The sequence below is a fragment of the Pseudomonas sp. NY15437 genome (genome assembly GCF_048068435.1).
Classification (GTDB): Bacteria; Pseudomonadota; Gammaproteobacteria; order Pseudomonadales; family Pseudomonadaceae; genus Pseudomonas; species Pseudomonas nitroreducens_B.
Genome location: NZ_JBLUQC010000011.1, coordinates 125748 through 141930 on the forward strand (window position 1 = coordinate 125748; position 16183 = coordinate 141930).

Consider the following 16183-nt stretch of genomic DNA (forward strand, 5'->3'; position numbering starts at 1 on the left):
GAACCACTGAAAATTTATCCAGCATCCGGATGTGTCCTTTCGGCACGCTCCGGGGCCCGGGAAGTCCATGCTCAGCACCGAACTCAAGGCCACGATCCAGGGCGCCTACTCGCGCTTCCTCGAGGCCAAGGAACTCAAGCCGCGCTACGGCCAGCGCCTGATGATCGCCGAAGTCGCCAAGGTCCTGGGGACCATCGCCAGCGATGAGGAAGGCCATCGCCTGGGCGATGCCGCCGTGGTCGCCGTGGAAGCCGGCACCGGCACCGGCAAGACCGTCGCCTACAGCCTTGCCGCCATCGCCTGCGCCAAGGCCGCCGGCAAGCGCCTGGTGGTGGCCACCGCCACCGTCGCCCTGCAGGAGCAGATCGTCCACAAGGACCTGCCCGACCTGCTGCGCAATTCCGGCCTGTCGTTCAGTTTCGCACTGGCCAAGGGGCGCGGGCGCTACATGTGCCTGTCCAAGCTCGACCACCTGCTACAGGAAGGCCAGGCGCAGAGCGCCACTGCCCAGCTGTTCGAGGAGGAAGGTTTCCGCATCGACGTGGACGAAACCTCCACCAAGCTGTTCAACCAGATGATCGAGCGCCTGGCGGGCAACCGCTGGGACGGCGACCGCGACTCCTGGCCGGAGGCCATCGAGGATGCACAGTGGGCCCAGGTCACCACCGATCACAGCCAGTGCACCAACCGCCATTGCCCGAACTTCCAGCAGTGCGCCTTCTACAAGGCGCGCGAGGGCATGACCAAGGTCGACGTGATCGTCACCAACCATGACCTGGTGCTGGCCGACCTGGCCCTGGGCGGCGGCGCGATCCTGCCGGACCCGCGCGACACCATCTATGTGTTCGACGAAGGCCATCACCTGCCGGACAAGGCCATCGGCCACTTCGCCCATTTCACCCGCCTGCGCGCCACCGCAGACTGGCTGGGCCAGGTGGAAAAGAACCTGACCAAGCTGCTGGCGCAGAACCCGCTGCCGGGCGACCTTGGCCGCCTGATCGAACAGGTGCCGGAACTCGCCCGCGAGCTGCGCACGCATCAGCAGTTCATGTTCACCGCCTGCGAGGAAGTCGGCGACTTCCGTGCCGGCGAGGACATGGAAGGCCGCGAGCGGCCGCGCCATCGCTTCGAGGGTGGGGTGGTTCCCGAGCACATCCGCGAGATGGGCATTGAACTGAAGAAAGGGTTCGCCAAGCTCACCGACCTCTTCACCCGCCTGACCGAGTTGCTCAAGGAAGCCATGGACGGGGAGGGCAGCGTCGGCATCGCCAGCCACCAGGCCGAAGAGTGGTACCCGCTGTTCGGCAGCCTGCTGTCCCGTGCCCAGGGCAACTGGGAGCTGTGGACCGCCTTCACCAGCGAGGACCCGGAAGACAGCCCGCCCATGGCGCGCTGGCTGACCCTCGCCGAGAGCGGAACCTTTTACGACATCGAGGCCAACGCCAGCCCGATCCTCGCCGCCGAGACCCTGCGCCGCAACCTGTGGAACGTGGCCTACGGCGTGCTGGTGACCTCCGCGACGCTCACCGCGCTGGGCACCTTCGACCGCTACCGCATGCGCGCCGGCCTGCCGCGCGCCGCCGTCACCGCCGTGGTGCCGAGCCCGTTCCACCATGCCGATGCCGGCGTGCTGCGCGTGCCGGACCTCAAGGCCGACCCGCGCGACGCCGCCGCCCATACCGCGGCGATCATCCGCGAGCTGCCGGCGATGGTCGAAGGTTCGCGCGGCTCGCTGATCCTCTTCGCCTCGCGCAAGCAGATGCAGGAAGTCTTCGACGGCCTGGAACGCGACTGGCGCAAGCGCGTGCTGATCCAGGGCAACCTGTCCAAGCAGGAAACCCTGAACAAGCACCGCGCGCGGGTGGACGATGGCGAACCGAGCGTGCTGTTCGGCCTGGCCAGCTTCGCCGAAGGCGTGGACCTGCCCGGTGCGTATTGCGAGCACGTGGTAATCGCCAAGATTCCCTTCGCCGTGCCGGATGACCCGGTGGAGGCGGCGCTGTCGGAATGGATCGAGGCGCGCGGCGGCAATCCGTTCATGGAGATCGCCGTGCCCGACGCTTCGCTGCGCCTGGTGCAGGCCTGCGGCCGCCTGCTGCGCACCGAGCAGGACCGCGGCACCATTACGCTGCTCGATCGCCGTGTGGTGACGCAGCGCTACGGCAAGGCCATTCTTAACGCGCTCCCGCCTTTCCGCCGTGAAATAGCTTGATCGGAGTTCGATCAGCTGCGCGTCGGCATAACTGCGTTGGAAGCTGGCCCGGAGTGCTCATTTACTGCGTGTAAACTCCGCTTCCGGGCCAGCTTCCGCCTTGTTCTGCTCTAGCTCGCAAGATCCTCGAGTTCGGAGCGGAAAATGCTTCCTGGTTGAATTCAGCGCCCGCCTGCTGGCGGTGCGTAGTGAGGACAAGGATAAATGATCGCTCCGCGTTGGCATCTGCCTCTGCTGCTCAGCCTGGCCATCGCCAGTGCCCCGGCCTGGTCGGCTGGCGGCAATGAAACCCTGTTCAATTTCGTCAAGCCGATGGCCGTGGTCACGGTGACCACGCAGAACGCCGACCTGCCCAGTGCCACCGCCGAGGCCACGCCCGAGGGCGAGATCCTGCGCCGGGTGAACTTCAACCCGGCGCCGCAACCGACCCTGCGCCTGGCGCCGTCCAACGGCAGCTGGGACTGGTCCCAGGCCGACAGCGTCAGCCTGCGCATCCAGAACGCCATGGACTGGGCCATCACCCTGGAAGTGGAGATCGAAGGCGTCGCCGGCGCCCCCGGCCTGCGCGCCAGCATCGCCCTGCCGCCAGGCCCGGCGCAGACCCTGGTGATCCCGCTGCACGCCATCGCCCCGGAAGACTTCGGCATGCGCGCCGGCGTACCGATGCCCGTGACCCAGGACGGCCAGCGCCTGCTGCTGGCCAGTAAGGTCACCGGCGAGCTGAACCGCAGCCAAGTCGGCGCGGTGAAACTGTTCCTGACCTCGCCCAAGGCGGCGCAGGACATCCTCGTCGGCCGCTTCGGCACCCGCGCCGGCAACGACGAATACCGCAAGGCCTACACCGGCATCGTCGACGGCTTCGGCCAGTCCACCCGCAGTGATTGGCCGGAGAAGGTGAAGAGCGCCGAGCAACTGGCCAGCGCCTGGAAAGCCGAAGGCGAGCAACTCAAGAAGTGGCAGCCCGCCCCCGGCCGGGACGCCTTCGGCGGCCTGCTGGACGGCCCGGCCTTCGAGGGCACCGGTTTCTTCCGCACGGAAAAACGCAACGGCCGCTGGTGGCTGGTGACGCCCGAGGGCCACTCGTTCTGGTCCCTGGGCGTCAACGCGGTGAACGCCGACAGCAGCCAGACCTACGTGGAAGGCCGCGAATACATGTTCGCCAGCCTGCCCAAAGAAGGCGAGCCGCTGGCCGCCTTCTACGGCCAGCGTGACGACCGCAGCGGCGTGGGCGCCCAGCAGGGCCGCGCCTTCGGCAATGGCCGCTGGTTCGACTTCTACGCCGCCAACCGCTTCCGCGCCGACGGCGGCCTCAGCGGCGACGCCGCCGCTGCCGCGTGGCGCGAGCGCACCGTGCAGCGCCTCGGCTCCTGGGGCTTCAATACCCTGGGCGACTGGAGCGATCCGGCTTTCGCCGACGATCCGCGCCTGCCCTACAGCGTGCCGCTGTCCATCAGCGGCGATTACGCCACGGTGAGCACCGGCTACGACTGGTGGGGCGCCATGCCCGACCCGTTCGACCCGCGCTTCGCCATGGCTGCCGAGCGCGCCATCGCCATCGCCGCCCGCGACCACCGCGAGGATGCCTGGCTGCTGGGCTACTACGCCGACAACGAGCTGGCCTGGGCCGGTCGCGGCGATGATGCCCAGGCGCACTTCGCCCTGGCCTTCGGCACGCTCAAGCTGTCCACCGACAGCCCGGCCAAGCGCGCCTTCATCAAGCAGCTCAAGGACAAGTACCAGGAGCACGAGCACCTCGCTGACGCCTGGGGCGTGCAATTGGGTTCCTGGGAAGACCTCGATGCGCCGGGTTACCAGGCGCCCCTGCCGAGCGAGGCGCACCCGGCCATCGCCCAGGACTACAGCGCCTTCCTGCGCCTGTATGCCGACCAGTACTTCAAGACGCTGAAGGACTCGCTGCAGTGGCACGCGCCCAACCACCTGCTGCTCGGCCCGCGCTTCGCCGTCAGCACGCCGGAGGCCCTGGCCTCCTGTGCGCAGTACTGCGACATCCTCAGCTTCAACCTCTACGTGCCGCTGCCGCAGCAGGGCTTCGATGCCGACTACGTGCGCAGCCTGGACAAGCCCGTGCTGATCACCGAGTTCCACTTCGGCTCCCGCGACCGCGGGCCGTTCTGGGGCGGCGTGGCCGAGGTGTACAACGAGCAGCAGCGCGGCGAGGCCTACCAGCGCTTCCTCGCCGAGGCGGCGAAGGCGCCGAATATCGTCGGTGCCCACTGGTTCCAGTACCTCGATCAGCCGGCGACCGGCCGCCTGCTCGATGGCGAGAACGGCCATATCGGCCTGGTCGGCATCACCGACCTGCCGTTCGGCGGCTTCGTCGATGCCGTGCGCAGGGCCAACCAGCAGACGCTCAAGGGCATCGACGAGCAGGCCCGCGCCGCTGCCAAGGTGGCGCCGGAGCCCGCGCCGAAACCGGCGCCCGCCAGCGATGACGGCGGTGAGGAAGAGCAGGCGTCGCAGTAGCGGCGCCGCGATGATCCGACATTCGTGAGACCACACCCTGCCTTCGGCAGGGTTCCCAGGGGCGGGGTGCGCTGGAAGAATGACGCCACCCGCCCTTGTGCTTTTTCGGAGCTTGAGATGACCCTGAACGGCCACTGCGATCCGCGCTTCACCCCCGTTGCCGATGCGTTCAGCGCGCTGTTCGAGGACCCGCAGGAGCGCGGTGCGGCACTGTGCATCCAGGTCGGCGGCGAGACCGTGGTCGATCTCTGGGCCGGCAGCGCAGGCAAGGAACCAGGGCAGGACTGGCAGGCCGACACGCTGCTCAACCTGTTCTCCTGCACCAAGACCTTCGCCGCCGTCGCCGCGCTGCAACTGGTGGGTGAAGGCCGGCTGGAGCTCGACGCCCCGGTCGCGCGCTACTGGCCGGAGTTCGAGCAGGCCGGCAAGCAAGGCATCACCGTGCGCCAACTGCTCAGCCATCGCGCCGGCCTGCCGGCAATTCGCGAGCCGCTGGCGCCCGAGGCGCTGTACGACTGGACGACCATGACCGCCGCGCTGGCCGCCGAAACGCCCTGGTGGACGCCGGGCGCCGAGCACGGCTACGCGCCCATCACCTACGGCTGGCTGATCGGCGAGGTGATCCGCCGCGTCGACGGCCGCGAGCCGGGCGCTGCCATCGTGGCGCGCACCGCCCGGCCGCTGGGCCTGGACTTCCACATCGGCCTGGACGACGCCGAGTTCCCTCGCGTGGCCCATATCGCCCGCGGCAAGGGCAACCTGGGCGACGCCGCCGCACAACGCCTGCTGCGCACCATGATGACCGACGCCGCGGCGCTATCCACCCGCGCCTTCACCAACCCGCCGTCGGTGCTCACCAGCACCAACAAGCCGGAATGGCGGCGCATGTCGCAGCCGGCGGCCAACGGCCATGGCAATGCGCGTTCGCTGGCCGGTTTCTACAGCGGCCTGCTGCAGGGCAGGTTGCTGGACGACGCGCTGCTGGCCGAACTGACCCGCGAACATGCCGTTGGTGAGGATCGAGCATTGTTGACCTGTACGCGCTTCGGTCTGGGTTGCATGCTTGACCAGCCGACTGTGGCCAACGCCACCTACGGCCTCGGCCCGCAGGCCTTCGGGCATCCCGGGGCGGGTGGCTCCATCGGTTTCGCCGACCCCGAACGCGAGCTGGCCTTCGGTTTCGTCGTCAACACCCTTGGCCCGTATGTGCTGATGGACCCGCGCGCCCAGCGCCTGGCACGCCTGGCCGGCGACTGCCTGTAGCGACGAGCGGGAGGAACCTTCCTCCCGCCGCACCTTCTTAAGGTCGTCCGCTTTTGCCGTCGCGCTTGCGAGCTGTGACGGCGTTCTCCTGCGCGCAGGCATGCGCCGCTCGTCAGTTCGGGATTAAAATCTCGTTCCAACTGAGTAAGTTATGTACAACTCTTAAGCCGATTGCTGAAGTCAGGGGGCCGCCGCTCGCCGGCCGCGCCTGGCCTTCCTTCATGTTCCAACTTTATGGAATCGACCCCATGAACCTGCTGTTCTCCCGTACGCTGAAAGTCTCCACCCTTGCGCTGTGCGTCGGCCTTTCCGCCTGCAGCCAGTTCCAGTCCCAGGATCAGGCAAAGGCGCCGGACAGCGCCGCGGCGGCTGACGGTTCCCGTCACGGGTGGTGGCCCTTCGGTGGCGATCAGGCAGCCACTGCCGCAGCCCCCGCACCGGCGAAGCAAGCCGTTGACGCGCCCAAGGTCGCCGATGCCGGCAGCCAGCAGCCCGGTGGCCACTGGTGGTGGCCGTTCGGCGTGAGCGAGAGCAAGCCCGGCGCCGACACCGCCGCCAAGCCGCAGAGCGCCAAGGTCACCAAGGAGTGGCTGGACCAGCACGAGAAGTCCCTGCGCGATGCGGTGGCCGGCAGCAAATTCACCGTCGAGCGCCGCGAAAACGCCCTGGTGCTGATCGCGCCGGTGGAAGGCTCGTTCAACCCCAAGCGTCCTGAACTGCTGCTGCCAGTGACCCTGGCGCCGCTGGGCAACGTGGCGAAGATGCTGCAGAACGACCCGGAAAGCGGCGTGCTGGTGCTCGGCCACAGCGACAGCTCGGGCGACAAGGCGACCAACGACAAGGTCAGCCTGCAGCGTGCCCAGGCGGTGTCCTCGATCTTCCGCCTCAGCGGCCTGGGCGCCGATCGCCTGCGCCTCAAAGGCGTCGGTTCCAGCCTGCCGCGCGCCGACAACGCCAGCGCCGAAGGCCGCGCACTGAACCGCCGTGTCGAAGTGCTGGTGACCCAGCGCACCAGCCTGCTGGCGCTCGCCCAGGCCAACTGATCCGGCGCACGCCGAGCGTCGTTCCGCGCGGAATGACGCTTGTCGTGGATCAAGCGCAAAGGCGCAAGTCTGGATAAGCTTAAGGACTTCTTCTGCAGGAGATTTCCGATGGCTCAGACCCTGGCCGATATGCGCCGCGAATACACCCGTGACGGACTGACCGAAGCCCAGGCGCCCGCCGAACCGTTCAGCCTCTTCAACCAGTGGTTCGAGGATGCGCTGAAGACCGAGCAACTGCCGGTCGAACCCAACGCCATGACGCTCGCCACCGTGGACGCCGACGGCCAGCCACACTGCCGCGTGCTCCTGCTCAAGGGCCTCGACGAGCGCGGCTTCACCTTCTTCAGCAACTACCAGAGTGCCAAGGGCCAGCAGCTCGGGGAAAACCCGCGCGCGGCCATGACCTTCTTCTGGCCGGCCCTGGAGCGCCAGGTGCGCATCGAAGGGCGCGTCGAGAAAGTCTCGGTCGAAGAGTCCGCCGCCTATTACCGCGTGCGTCCGCTGGGAAGCCGCCTGGGCGCCTGGGCTTCGCCGCAGAGCCGGGTGATCGACGGCCGTGGCGAGCTGGAGCAATTGCTCGCCGAAACCGAGAAGCGCTTCGCCGACAGCGCGCCGAGCTGCCCGGAGTTCTGGGGCGGGTATCGCCTGCTGCCCCATCGCGTCGAGTTCTGGCAGGGCCGCCCGAGCCGGCTGCACGATCGCCTGAACTTCCGCGTCGAGAACGGCGCCTGGGTGCTGGAGCGCCTGGCGCCCTGATCCTATTCCGCAGGTTAGCGTGGTGTAGGACCAACAGGGTAAGTCCGTGCCTGTGTTTCCCCTCACCCCAGCCCTCTCCCGCAGGGAGAGGGAGCAGATCGTCCCGGCTGACGCCGCGGTTTCATCCTGCACCGAACGGTCCCCTCTCCCGCGGGAGAGGGTTAGGGTGAGGGCTGGTCCGAGCTCTGAATTATCCTGGGGGAGACGTCTCTGTCCGCGATGGTTTCCGGCGCGAGTCACACCCATCGCGGACAAAGTCCGCTCCTACGCACGTCGGGAAAACCGTGCTGCGGTGTAGGATGCCTCCATCCTCCCGCACAACGGACCCGTTCCCATGAAAGTCGTCATCGCCCCCGACTCCTTCAAGGAAAGCCTCTCCGCCCCCGCCGTCGCCGAGGCCATTTCCCGTGGCTGGCTGCGCGCGCGGCCCGGCGACGAAACCCTGCTGCGGCCCATGGCCGACGGCGGCGAAGGCACCGTGGACGCGGTGCTGGCGGCGCGGCCGGGCGAGCGCCGCGAGCGGGAGGTCTGTGGCCCGCTGGGGCAGCCGGTGAAGGCCCACTGGGGCTGGTTGGACGACGCCACGGCGGTGATCGAGATGGCCGCCGCCAGCGGCCTGCACTGGGTGCCCGAGGCCCAGCGCGACGCCACCCGCACCACCAGCCGCGGCACCGGCGAGCTGATTCGTGAAGCGCTGGATGCCGGCGCGAGGAAGATCATCATCGGCCTGGGTGGCAGCGCCACCAATGACGGCGGCCTGGGCTTGTTGCAGGCGCTGGGCGCGAGTTTCGTGGATGGCCAGGGCAACGAGCTGGGCGCAGGCGGTGCTCGGCTGGCCGAACTGGCGCGTATCGACCTGTCGAACCTCGACCCGCGACTGGCAACGGTCGAGATCGAAGTCGCGGCCGACGTCAACAATCCCCTCTGCGGTCCCCACGGCGCTTCGGCGGTCTTCGGCCCACAGAAGGGGGCGAGCCCGGCACAGGTCCGGCAACTGGACGCGGCGCTCAAGCGCCTTGCCGAAAACGCCGCACTCGCGCTGGGGCAGGATCACAGCCTGTTCCCCGGTGTCGGCGCCGCCGGTGGCCTGGGCTTCGCTTGTCGGGCTTTTCTCAAGGCGCGCTTCCGTCCCGGCATCGAGCTGATTGCCGAACTGTCGGCGCTGGAGTCGGCGTTGGCCGGTGCGTCGCTGGTCATCACCGGCGAGGGGCGGCTGGACGGCCAGAGCCTGCACGGCAAGACGCCGGTGGGCGTGGCCCATGTCGCCCGCCGCGCGGGCGTGCCGGTGATCGCACTGGCGGGCAGCGTCGGCGAAGGCCTGGCGCAATTGCGCGAGGCGGGCATCGAGGCGGCGTTCAGCCTGGCGCCCGGGCCGATCACCCTGGCCGACGCCTGCGCCCGGGCGGCGCAGGAGCTGGAACACCGCGCCGAGGCGCTGGCGCGGTTCTGGTCGCTGGCTCAGGCGGCGCGGTAGTCGTCGGCAGCGCGTTGCAGCCAGTCGGGCAGGTCGCGGCGCTTCACCTTCTGGCGCTTGGCGTCGGCGAGGCGTTCGAGCAGGTAGCTGCGCTTGTGCGGATCGTCGCCGGCCAGCGACAGGGCCAGGTCGCGGTCCATCCAGCGGCGGATGCGCCAGTAGATCCACCAGTGGAAGTACAGACCGGCGGCGGTGGTGACGACGATGATGAAATAATCCATGGGGGTGCTCCTGCCAGGCGCGCCAGCGTAATCGATACTAATGCCGGAAAAACTGAGCCAGAGCAGGCGTTTTCGGCGCCGTTGGCACAAACTGTACGAAAGCTGAATCGAGATCAGCTGTTTCAAGACCTGGCGTGACAGGTGGGTTGCCGTCGGAGTCTAATAGTCGTAGCCCTACTTGGAGGTTCCCTAATGCGTAAAACTGCCCTCATCGCCGTGACTTTCGCCGCCCTGGCCATGGCCCTCGGCGGTTGCCAGTCCAGCCTGACCGGTGACACCTACACCCGTGAAGAAGCACGCACCGTGCAGAACGTTCGCATGGGCACCATCCAGGCCCTGCGCCCGGTGAAAATCGAAGGCACCAAGACTCCCATCGGCTCGGTGGCCGGCGCCGCGGTCGGCGGTATCGGCGGCAGCGCCATCGGTGGCGGCAAGGGCAGCTATGTCACTGCGATCATCGGCGCCGTGGCCGGCGGCCTGCTCGGTGCGGCCACCGAAGAAGGCCTGACCCGTACCCAGGGCGTGGAAATCACCGTTCGCGAAGACGACGGCAGCACCCGCGCCTACGTTCAGCAGGTCGACGAAGGCGCCGTGTTCCGTGTCGGCGAGCGCGTGCGCATCCTGACCGTCAACGGCACCAGCCGCGTCAGCCACTGACCGGTACCGGCTGCCGTTCGCGGCAGCCAGCGAAACCCAGCGCGCGACAGTCACATCGACTGTCGCGCGCTATCGTTTGGGGGATCGTAAATTTCGCCGCAGCGCACGGCCGGCGCGGCCCAAACGTTCATTTTCGTAATAATTCAATCCATGACGTGAAATCGATAGATATGGATAATCGTCGTTTTCCTACACCGGCCGCTCGGGCGCGGGGTGGTGTGCTGGCTTGCCGTTCGGCGGTGAAAAGGAGTGGGTCATGACGTTGGCGCTGATCATCGCGCTGCCTTTCTTCGGGGTATTGCTGCCGCTGCTGGCCGAGCGTTTCGGGCGCACCGCCTGCGCCGCCGCTACGGGCCTGGTGCCGCTCGCCGGGTTGATCCTGCTGCTGGGCCAGCGCTCGGTGTTGGGCGCCGCGCCCCAGGTACAGCGCCTGGAGTGGCTGCCGGAGCTGGGCCTGAATCTCAGCCTGCGCCTGGACGGCCTGGGCTTTCTGTTCGCCCTGCTGATCCTCGGCATCGGCTTGCTGGTCATCCTCTACGCCCGCTATTACCTGTCGGAGAAGGAGCCCGCGGGGCGCTTCTTCGCCTTCCTGCTGCTGTTCATGGGCGCCATGCTCGGCGTGGTGCTCAGCGAAAACCTGCTGCTGATGCTGGTGTTCTGGGAGCTGACCAGCCTGTCGTCGTTCCTGCTGATCGGCTTCTGGGGCCATCGCTCGGATGCCCGCAAGGGGGCGCGCATGTCCCTGGCGGTCACCGGTGGCGGCGGCCTGGCGCTGCTGGCCGGCATCCTGCTGATCGGCCACGTGGTCGGCAGCTTCGAGCTTTCCACGGTGCTCGGCGCCCGCGAGGTGCTGCAGGCCAGCCCGCTGTTCCCGCTGGCGCTGTGCCTGGTGCTGCTGGGCGTGTTCACCAAGTCGGCACAGTTTCCGTTCCACTTCTGGCTGCCCCATGCGATGGCGGCGCCGACGCCGGTGTCGGCCTACCTGCACTCGGCGACCATGGTGAAGGCCGGCGTGTTCCTGCTGGCGCGGCTCTACCCGCTGCTCTCGGGCAATGACCTGTGGTTCTACCTGGTCAGCCTCACCGGCCTGGCGACCCTGCTGATGGGCGCCTTCATGGCGCTGTTCCAGAACGACCTCAAGGGCCTGCTGGCCTACTCGACCATCAGCCACCTGGGGCTGATCACCCTGCTGTTCGGCCTGGATTCGCCCATGGCCAACGTCGCGGCGATCTTCCACATCATCAACCACGCGACCTTCAAGGCCTCGCTGTTCATGGCCGCCGGGATCATCGACCACGAGACCGGCAGTCGCGACATGCGGCGCATCAACGGCATGTGGAAGTACATGCCGCACACCGCCGTGCTGGCGATGGTCGCGTCGGCGTCCATGGCCGGCGTGCCGCTGCTCAATGGCTTCCTCAGCAAGGAGATGTTCTTCGGCGAGACCCTGGCGCAGAACATGATGGGCAGCTTCAACTGGGTGATCCCGGCGCTGGCCACCGTCGGCGCGCTGTTCTCGGTGAGCTACTCGGTGCGCTTCATCCACGACGTGTTCTTCAACGGCGAACCGATCAACCTGCCGAACCCGCATCCGCACGAGCCGCCGCGCTACATGAAAGTGCCGGTGGAAATCCTTGTGCTGATCTGCCTGCTGGTGGGCGTGCTGCCGTCGCTCACGGTCGGCCCGCTGTTGGCCGGGGCCGCCGCATCGAGCCTGAATGGCGCGTTGCCCGAGTACAGCCTGGCGATCTGGCACGGCGTCAATGCGCCGCTGATCATGAGCTTCGTCGCCACCGCCGGCGGCGTGCTGCTGTATGTACTGCGCAAGCCGCTGTTCGACTGGTACGCCGGGCTGCCGGCGATGGACGCCAAGCAGGTGTTCGAACAGCAGGTACAGCGCGTGGTGCGCTGCGCCGCGCAGGTGACCGGCTACCTGGAGAACGGCTCGCTGCAGCGCTACGCCATGCTGCTGGTGCTGGCTGCCGTGGTGGTGGTGTTTGCCGGTCTGGCGTCGCTGCCCACGGTCGAAGGTGACCGGGCGCAGACGCCGCTGGACGGCATTACGGCCCTGGGCCTGGTGCTGCTGGCCATCGCCGGGCCGCTCACCGTCTGGTTCCATCGCCAGCGCCTGACCGCGCTGGTGATCCTGAGCATCGCCGGCTTGCTGGTGGCGCTGGCCTTCGCCCGCTTCGCCGCGCCGGACCTGGCGCTGACGCAGCTGTCGGTGGAAGTGGTGACCATGGTCCTGCTGATGCTGGCGCTGTACTACCTGCCGGCGCGCACGCCGAAGACCTCCAGCAGCCTGCGCCGCCTGCGCGATTTCGCGGTCGCCATCGGCGCCGGGGTGATGGTCACGCTGCTGACCTACGCCGTGCTCACGCGCCCGTATGACAGCATTGCCGGCTATTACCTGGAGAACAGCGTCGCCGGTGGTGGCGGGCACAACGTGGTGAACGTGATCCTGGTGGACTTCCGGGGCTTCGATACCCTCGGCGAGATCACCGTGCTGGCGATTGCCGCGGTGGGCATCTTCGCGCTGCTCGACGGCCTGCGCCTGTTGCGCCGCGATCGTGACGACGAAGGCCGCGCCTGGGCGACCGACCGCTTCCCGCCGATTCTCGCCACGTTGTCGCGCCTGTTGCTCCCGCTGGCGCTGCTGGTGTCGGTGTTCATCTTCCTGCGCGGGCACAACCTGCCGGGCGGCGGCTTCATCGCAGGGCTGATCACCTCGGTGGCGCTGATCCTCCAGTACATCGCCTGCGGCAGCCGCTGGGTGAGCACGCGCCTGCCGCTGGACTACAGCCGCCTCGCCGGCCTCGGCGTGCTGATCGCCGGGCTGACCGGCCTGGGCGCCTGGTGCTTCGGCTTCCCGTTCCTCACCTCGGCGTTCGGTCACTTCCATATCCCGCTGGTGGGCGACATCGAGCTGGCCACGGCGATGCTCTTCGACCTGGGCGTGTACTTCACCGTGGTCGGCGCGACGCTGCTGATTCTGTCCGGTCTCGGTTCGCTCACGGCGCCGCCGGAGCCGCTGTTGTCCAAGGAGGCGCATTGATGGAAGCGCTGTTCGCCATCGCCCTCGGCCTGCTGACCGCCAGCGGCGTCTACATGCTGCTGCGGGCGCGCACCTTCCCGGTGGTGCTGGGGCTGACCCTGCTGTCCTACGCGGTCAATCTGTTCCTCTTCGCTATGGGCCGGCTGGCCGGCGACCCGGCGGTGATCGGCCAGGTCGCCAATGCCGGCGACCCGATTCCCCAGGCGCTGGTGCTGACCGCCATCGTCATCGGCTTCGCCATGACCGCCTTCGTCATCGTGCTGGCGCTGCGCGGGCTGGCGGAAACCGGCGGTGACCATGTCGATGGCACTCTCGATGACAAGAATGGGGAGGAGGGCCGATGAACCATTGGCTGATCCTGCCCGTCCTGCTGCCGCTGTTCGCCGGCTGCGCATTGCTGCTCGTGGGCGAGCGCCTGCAGCGTGGCCTGTCGCTGCTCGCGACCCTGGCGCTGCTGCCGCTCTCGGCCGTGCTCCTGCAACAGGCCGACAGCGGCGTGGTGCAGTTCTACGCGCTGGGCAACTGGCAGCCGCCGTTCGGCATCATCCTGGTGCTGGACCGTCTCAGCGCCTTGCTGATCGCGGCGACCGCGTTGCTCGCCAGCCTGTCGCTGATCTACGCCGTGCGCGGCGACGACCGGCGCGGCAAGCGCTTCCACGCGTTGTTCCAGTTCCAGCTGCTGGGCCTGAACGGGGCGTTCCTCACCGGCGACCTGTTCAACCTGTTCGTGTTCTTCGAAATCCTGCTGATCGCCTCCTACGCGCTGCTGCTGCATGGCGGCGGGGCAGGGCGGGTGCGCGCGGGCGTGCACTACGTGGTGCTCAACCTGGTCGGGTCGGCGTTCTTCCTCATCGCGGTGGGCACGCTCTACGGCATCACCGGCACCCTGAACATGGCGCACATGGCCGAGCGCGTCGCGCAACTGAGCGCCGAACAGGCGCCGCTGGTGCGCGCCGCGGCGCTGTTGCTGCTGGTGGTGTTCGGCCTGAAGGCGGCGCTGCTGCCGCTGTATTTCTGGCTGCCCAAGGCCTACGCCGAGGCCAGTGCGCCGGTGGCGGCGCTGTTCTCGATCATGACAAAGGTCGGCATCTATTCGATCCTGCGCGTCTACACGCTGATCTTCGGCGAGCAGGCCGGCGAGCTGGCGAACCTCGCGCAAGCCTGGCTGTGGCCGCTGGCGCTGGCCGGGATCGTCGCCGGTGCGCTGGGCGCCCTGGCCGCGACCACGCTGCAAGGGCTGTTGTCCTACCTGGTCGTCGTGTCCGCCGGTACGCTGCTGGCGGCCGTTGCCCTGGGCACGCCGGAGGCGCTGGCCGCTGCGCTCTACTACCTTTTGCACAGCATCTGGGTGGCCGGCGGCCTGTTCCTGCTGGCCGACCTGATCGCCCGCCAGCGCGGCGACAAGGGCGGCCGACTGGTACAGGGGCCGGCGTTGCTGCAACCGCATCTGCTGGGCGGCGCGTTCTTCTTCGGCGCCATCGCGGTTGCCGGGTTGCCACCGTTGTCGGGCTTCCTCGGCAAGCTGATGCTGCTGCGTTCGGTGAGTGGCGGCAGCGAAGCCATCGCGCTGTGGAGCGTGGTGCTGATCAGCGGGCTGGTGACCATCGTCGCCCTGAGCCGCGCCGGCAGCACGCTGTTCTGGCGCACCGGCAATACCGTACTGGGCAGCGCCGAGCGCGAGCCGGTGAAGCTGCTGGCGACGGTCGGCCTGCTGGCCAGCGCGCCGCTGATGGTGGTCGCCGCGCGACCGCTGCTCACCTATGCACAGGCCACGGCGGCGCAATTGCTGGACGCCGGGCTGTATCGCCAGGCGATCCTGCTGGGAGGTGGCGCATGATCCGGCGCATCCTTCCACATCCGTTGCTCAGCGGCGTGCTGCTGGTGAGCTGGCTGCTGCTGGTCAACGATTTCTCCCTCGGCCACTGGCTGCTCGGCGCCTTCCTCGGCCTGGCGATTCCGCTGCTGTGCCGCAACCTGCTGCTGGCCGCGCCGCGTATCCAGCGGCCTGGGCTGCTGCTGCGCTTCATCGGCCTGGTGCTCTACGACATCGTGGTGGCCAACCTGCAGGTGGCCAAGCTGGTGCTGGGGCCGAAGGCGAACCTGCAGCCGGGGTTCGTCGAGATTCCCCTGGATCTGACCGACGACCTTGCCATCAGCATCCTCGCCAGCGTCATTACCCTGACCCCGGGCACCTGTTCCGCCGACCTCTCCGCCGACCGCCGCACGCTGCTGGTCCATGGCATCGACGTGCCGGACCCGCAGGCGCTGGTGGCGGACATCAAGGCGCGCTACGAGGCGCCGCTCAAGGAGGTGTTCCCGTGCTCGGCCTCGTGATCCCGATCTGCCTGGCACTGCTGGGCATCGCCGTGCTGCTTACCGTAGCGCGGCTGATTCGCGGGCCGTCGGTGGCGGACCGCATCCTCGCGCTGGACACCCTGTCGGTGGAGGCCATCGCGCTGATCGTGCTGTTCGGCATCTGGAAGGGCAGCGGCCTGTACTTCGAGGCGGCGCTGCTGATCGCGGTGATGGGCTTCGTCAGCACCGTGGCCCTGTGCAAGTTCCTCCTGCGCGGAGACATCATCGAATGACTGTTCTGATCGAAGCGCTGGTCTGCCTGCTGTTGCTGGCCGGCAGCCTGTTCGCGCTGCTCGGCGCCATCGGCCTGTACCGCCTGCCGGACTTCTACACGCGCCTGCATGCCCCGACCAAGGCCTCCACCCTGGGCGTGGGTGGGGTGGTGCTGGCGTCGCTGCTGTACTTCAGTACGCGCGGCGAGGGCGTCAGCCTGCATGAGGTGCTGATCACCGTGTTCCTCTTCATCACCGCGCCGGTGAGCGCGCACCTGCTGGCGAAGGCGGCGATGCAGCAGCGGGTGCCGGTGGAGCGGGGGACCAAGGGTAAGCCTTGGGAATGATTTTGGACCTTGTCCGCGGGCGGATCTGGTCCCACCAGGGAATACCAGGCTGCACGCCATTGTAGGAGCGGGCCATGCCCGCGATCTGCCGGCAGGATCGGCGC

Annotated in this window: 14 protein-coding genes; 13 read left to right on the forward strand and 1 reads right to left on the reverse strand. The window is 68.1% G+C overall.

Features of this window, described 5'->3' with window-relative positions:
- Positions 1-67: 67 nt before the first annotated feature.
- The 6 genes from dinG to ACNFIA_RS22945 all read left to right on the forward strand — a co-directional run bounded on the left by dinG (position 68) and on the right by ACNFIA_RS22945 (position 9232).
- Positions 68-2212: an ATP-dependent DNA helicase DinG gene (dinG, locus tag ACNFIA_RS22920; protein ID WP_259756792.1), complete on the forward strand. Its 2145-nt coding sequence runs from the start codon at positions 68-70 to the stop codon at positions 2210-2212.
- Between the two features lie 204 nt (positions 2213-2416).
- Positions 2417-4696, forward strand: coding sequence for a beta-galactosidase (locus ACNFIA_RS22925; RefSeq protein ID WP_416788953.1), 2280 nt, complete (start codon positions 2417-2419; stop codon positions 4694-4696).
- Between the two features lie 117 nt (positions 4697-4813).
- On the forward strand, positions 4814-5959 hold the full coding sequence (locus tag ACNFIA_RS22930; protein ID WP_416788955.1) for a serine hydrolase domain-containing protein: 1146 nt from the start codon (positions 4814-4816) through the stop codon (positions 5957-5959).
- Between the two features lie 248 nt (positions 5960-6207).
- Positions 6208-7002, forward strand: a complete 795-nt coding sequence (locus ACNFIA_RS22935; protein ID WP_416788957.1) for an OmpA family protein — start codon at positions 6208-6210, stop codon at positions 7000-7002.
- A gap of 108 nt (positions 7003-7110) precedes the next feature.
- The gene (gene pdxH / locus ACNFIA_RS22940; protein ID WP_259756788.1) at positions 7111-7758 is read left to right on the forward strand and encodes a pyridoxamine 5'-phosphate oxidase; all 648 of its coding nucleotides are present in this window, start codon (positions 7111-7113) and stop codon (positions 7756-7758) included.
- 334 nt (positions 7759-8092) lie between these two features.
- Complete coding sequence (locus tag ACNFIA_RS22945; RefSeq protein ID WP_416788959.1) at positions 8093-9232, forward strand: glycerate kinase; 1140 nt, start codon at positions 8093-8095, stop codon at positions 9230-9232.
- Here ACNFIA_RS22945 and ACNFIA_RS22950 read toward each other — a convergent pair.
- Entirely contained in the window at positions 9217-9453 is a 237-nt protein-coding gene (locus ACNFIA_RS22950; RefSeq protein ID WP_259756785.1) for a hypothetical protein, read from the reverse strand. The genes ACNFIA_RS22945 and ACNFIA_RS22950 overlap by 16 nt on opposite strands.
- A gap of 192 nt (positions 9454-9645) precedes the next feature.
- Between ACNFIA_RS22950 and ACNFIA_RS22955 the strand changes: the two genes are divergently transcribed.
- The 7 genes from ACNFIA_RS22955 (at position 9646) to ACNFIA_RS22985 (ending at position 16079) form a co-directional block, all read left to right on the forward strand.
- Positions 9646-10110: a glycine zipper 2TM domain-containing protein gene (locus ACNFIA_RS22955; RefSeq protein ID WP_416788962.1), complete on the forward strand. Its 465-nt coding sequence runs from the start codon at positions 9646-9648 to the stop codon at positions 10108-10110.
- A 256-nt stretch (positions 10111-10366) separates the two neighbouring features.
- A complete protein-coding gene (locus tag ACNFIA_RS22960; RefSeq protein WP_416788965.1) occupies positions 10367-13165 on the forward strand; it encodes a monovalent cation/H+ antiporter subunit A in 2799 nt (932 codons plus the stop codon).
- Positions 13165-13509, forward strand: a complete 345-nt coding sequence (locus tag ACNFIA_RS22965) for a Na+/H+ antiporter subunit C (protein ID WP_416788968.1) — start codon at positions 13165-13167, stop codon at positions 13507-13509. The genes ACNFIA_RS22960 and ACNFIA_RS22965 overlap by 1 nt, the downstream gene beginning before the upstream one ends.
- Positions 13506-15002, forward strand: a complete 1497-nt coding sequence (locus ACNFIA_RS22970; RefSeq protein WP_259756780.1) for a monovalent cation/H+ antiporter subunit D — start codon at positions 13506-13508, stop codon at positions 15000-15002. Before ACNFIA_RS22965 ends, ACNFIA_RS22970 begins: the two co-directional genes overlap by 4 nt.
- On the forward strand, positions 14999-15499 hold the full coding sequence (locus tag ACNFIA_RS22975; RefSeq protein WP_416788970.1) for a Na+/H+ antiporter subunit E: 501 nt from the start codon (positions 14999-15001) through the stop codon (positions 15497-15499). Before ACNFIA_RS22970 ends, ACNFIA_RS22975 begins: the two co-directional genes overlap by 4 nt.
- Complete coding sequence (locus ACNFIA_RS22980; protein WP_259756776.1) at positions 15484-15753, forward strand: K+/H+ antiporter subunit F; 270 nt, start codon at positions 15484-15486, stop codon at positions 15751-15753. The genes ACNFIA_RS22975 and ACNFIA_RS22980 overlap by 16 nt, the downstream gene beginning before the upstream one ends.
- The gene (locus ACNFIA_RS22985) at positions 15750-16079 is read left to right on the forward strand and encodes a Na+/H+ antiporter subunit G (RefSeq protein WP_416788972.1); all 330 of its coding nucleotides are present in this window, start codon (positions 15750-15752) and stop codon (positions 16077-16079) included. The genes ACNFIA_RS22980 and ACNFIA_RS22985 overlap by 4 nt, the downstream gene beginning before the upstream one ends.
- Positions 16080-16183: the final 104 nt, after the last annotated feature.

Coding starts and splice junctions, on each gene's coding strand:
- dinG (WP_259756792.1), top strand. CDS start 68: ATGCTCAGCACCGAACTCAAGGCCACGATCCAGGGCGCCTACTCGCGC.
- ACNFIA_RS22925 (WP_416788953.1), top strand. CDS start 2,417: ATGATCGCTCCGCGTTGGCATCTGCCTCTGCTGCTCAGCCTGGCCATC.
- ACNFIA_RS22930 (WP_416788955.1), top strand. CDS start 4,814: ATGACCCTGAACGGCCACTGCGATCCGCGCTTCACCCCCGTTGCCGAT.
- ACNFIA_RS22935 (WP_416788957.1), top strand. CDS start 6,208: ATGAACCTGCTGTTCTCCCGTACGCTGAAAGTCTCCACCCTTGCGCTG.
- pdxH (WP_259756788.1), top strand. CDS start 7,111: ATGGCTCAGACCCTGGCCGATATGCGCCGCGAATACACCCGTGACGGA.
- ACNFIA_RS22945 (WP_416788959.1), top strand. CDS start 8,093: ATGAAAGTCGTCATCGCCCCCGACTCCTTCAAGGAAAGCCTCTCCGCC.
- ACNFIA_RS22950 (WP_259756785.1), bottom strand. CDS start 9,453: ATGGATTATTTCATCATCGTCGTCACCACCGCCGCCGGTCTGTACTTC.
- ACNFIA_RS22955 (WP_416788962.1), top strand. CDS start 9,646: ATGCGTAAAACTGCCCTCATCGCCGTGACTTTCGCCGCCCTGGCCATG.
- ACNFIA_RS22960 (WP_416788965.1), top strand. CDS start 10,367: ATGACGTTGGCGCTGATCATCGCGCTGCCTTTCTTCGGGGTATTGCTG.
- ACNFIA_RS22965 (WP_416788968.1), top strand. CDS start 13,165: ATGGAAGCGCTGTTCGCCATCGCCCTCGGCCTGCTGACCGCCAGCGGC.
- ACNFIA_RS22970 (WP_259756780.1), top strand. CDS start 13,506: ATGAACCATTGGCTGATCCTGCCCGTCCTGCTGCCGCTGTTCGCCGGC.
- ACNFIA_RS22975 (WP_416788970.1), top strand. CDS start 14,999: ATGATCCGGCGCATCCTTCCACATCCGTTGCTCAGCGGCGTGCTGCTG.
- ACNFIA_RS22985 (WP_416788972.1), top strand. CDS start 15,750: ATGACTGTTCTGATCGAAGCGCTGGTCTGCCTGCTGTTGCTGGCCGGC.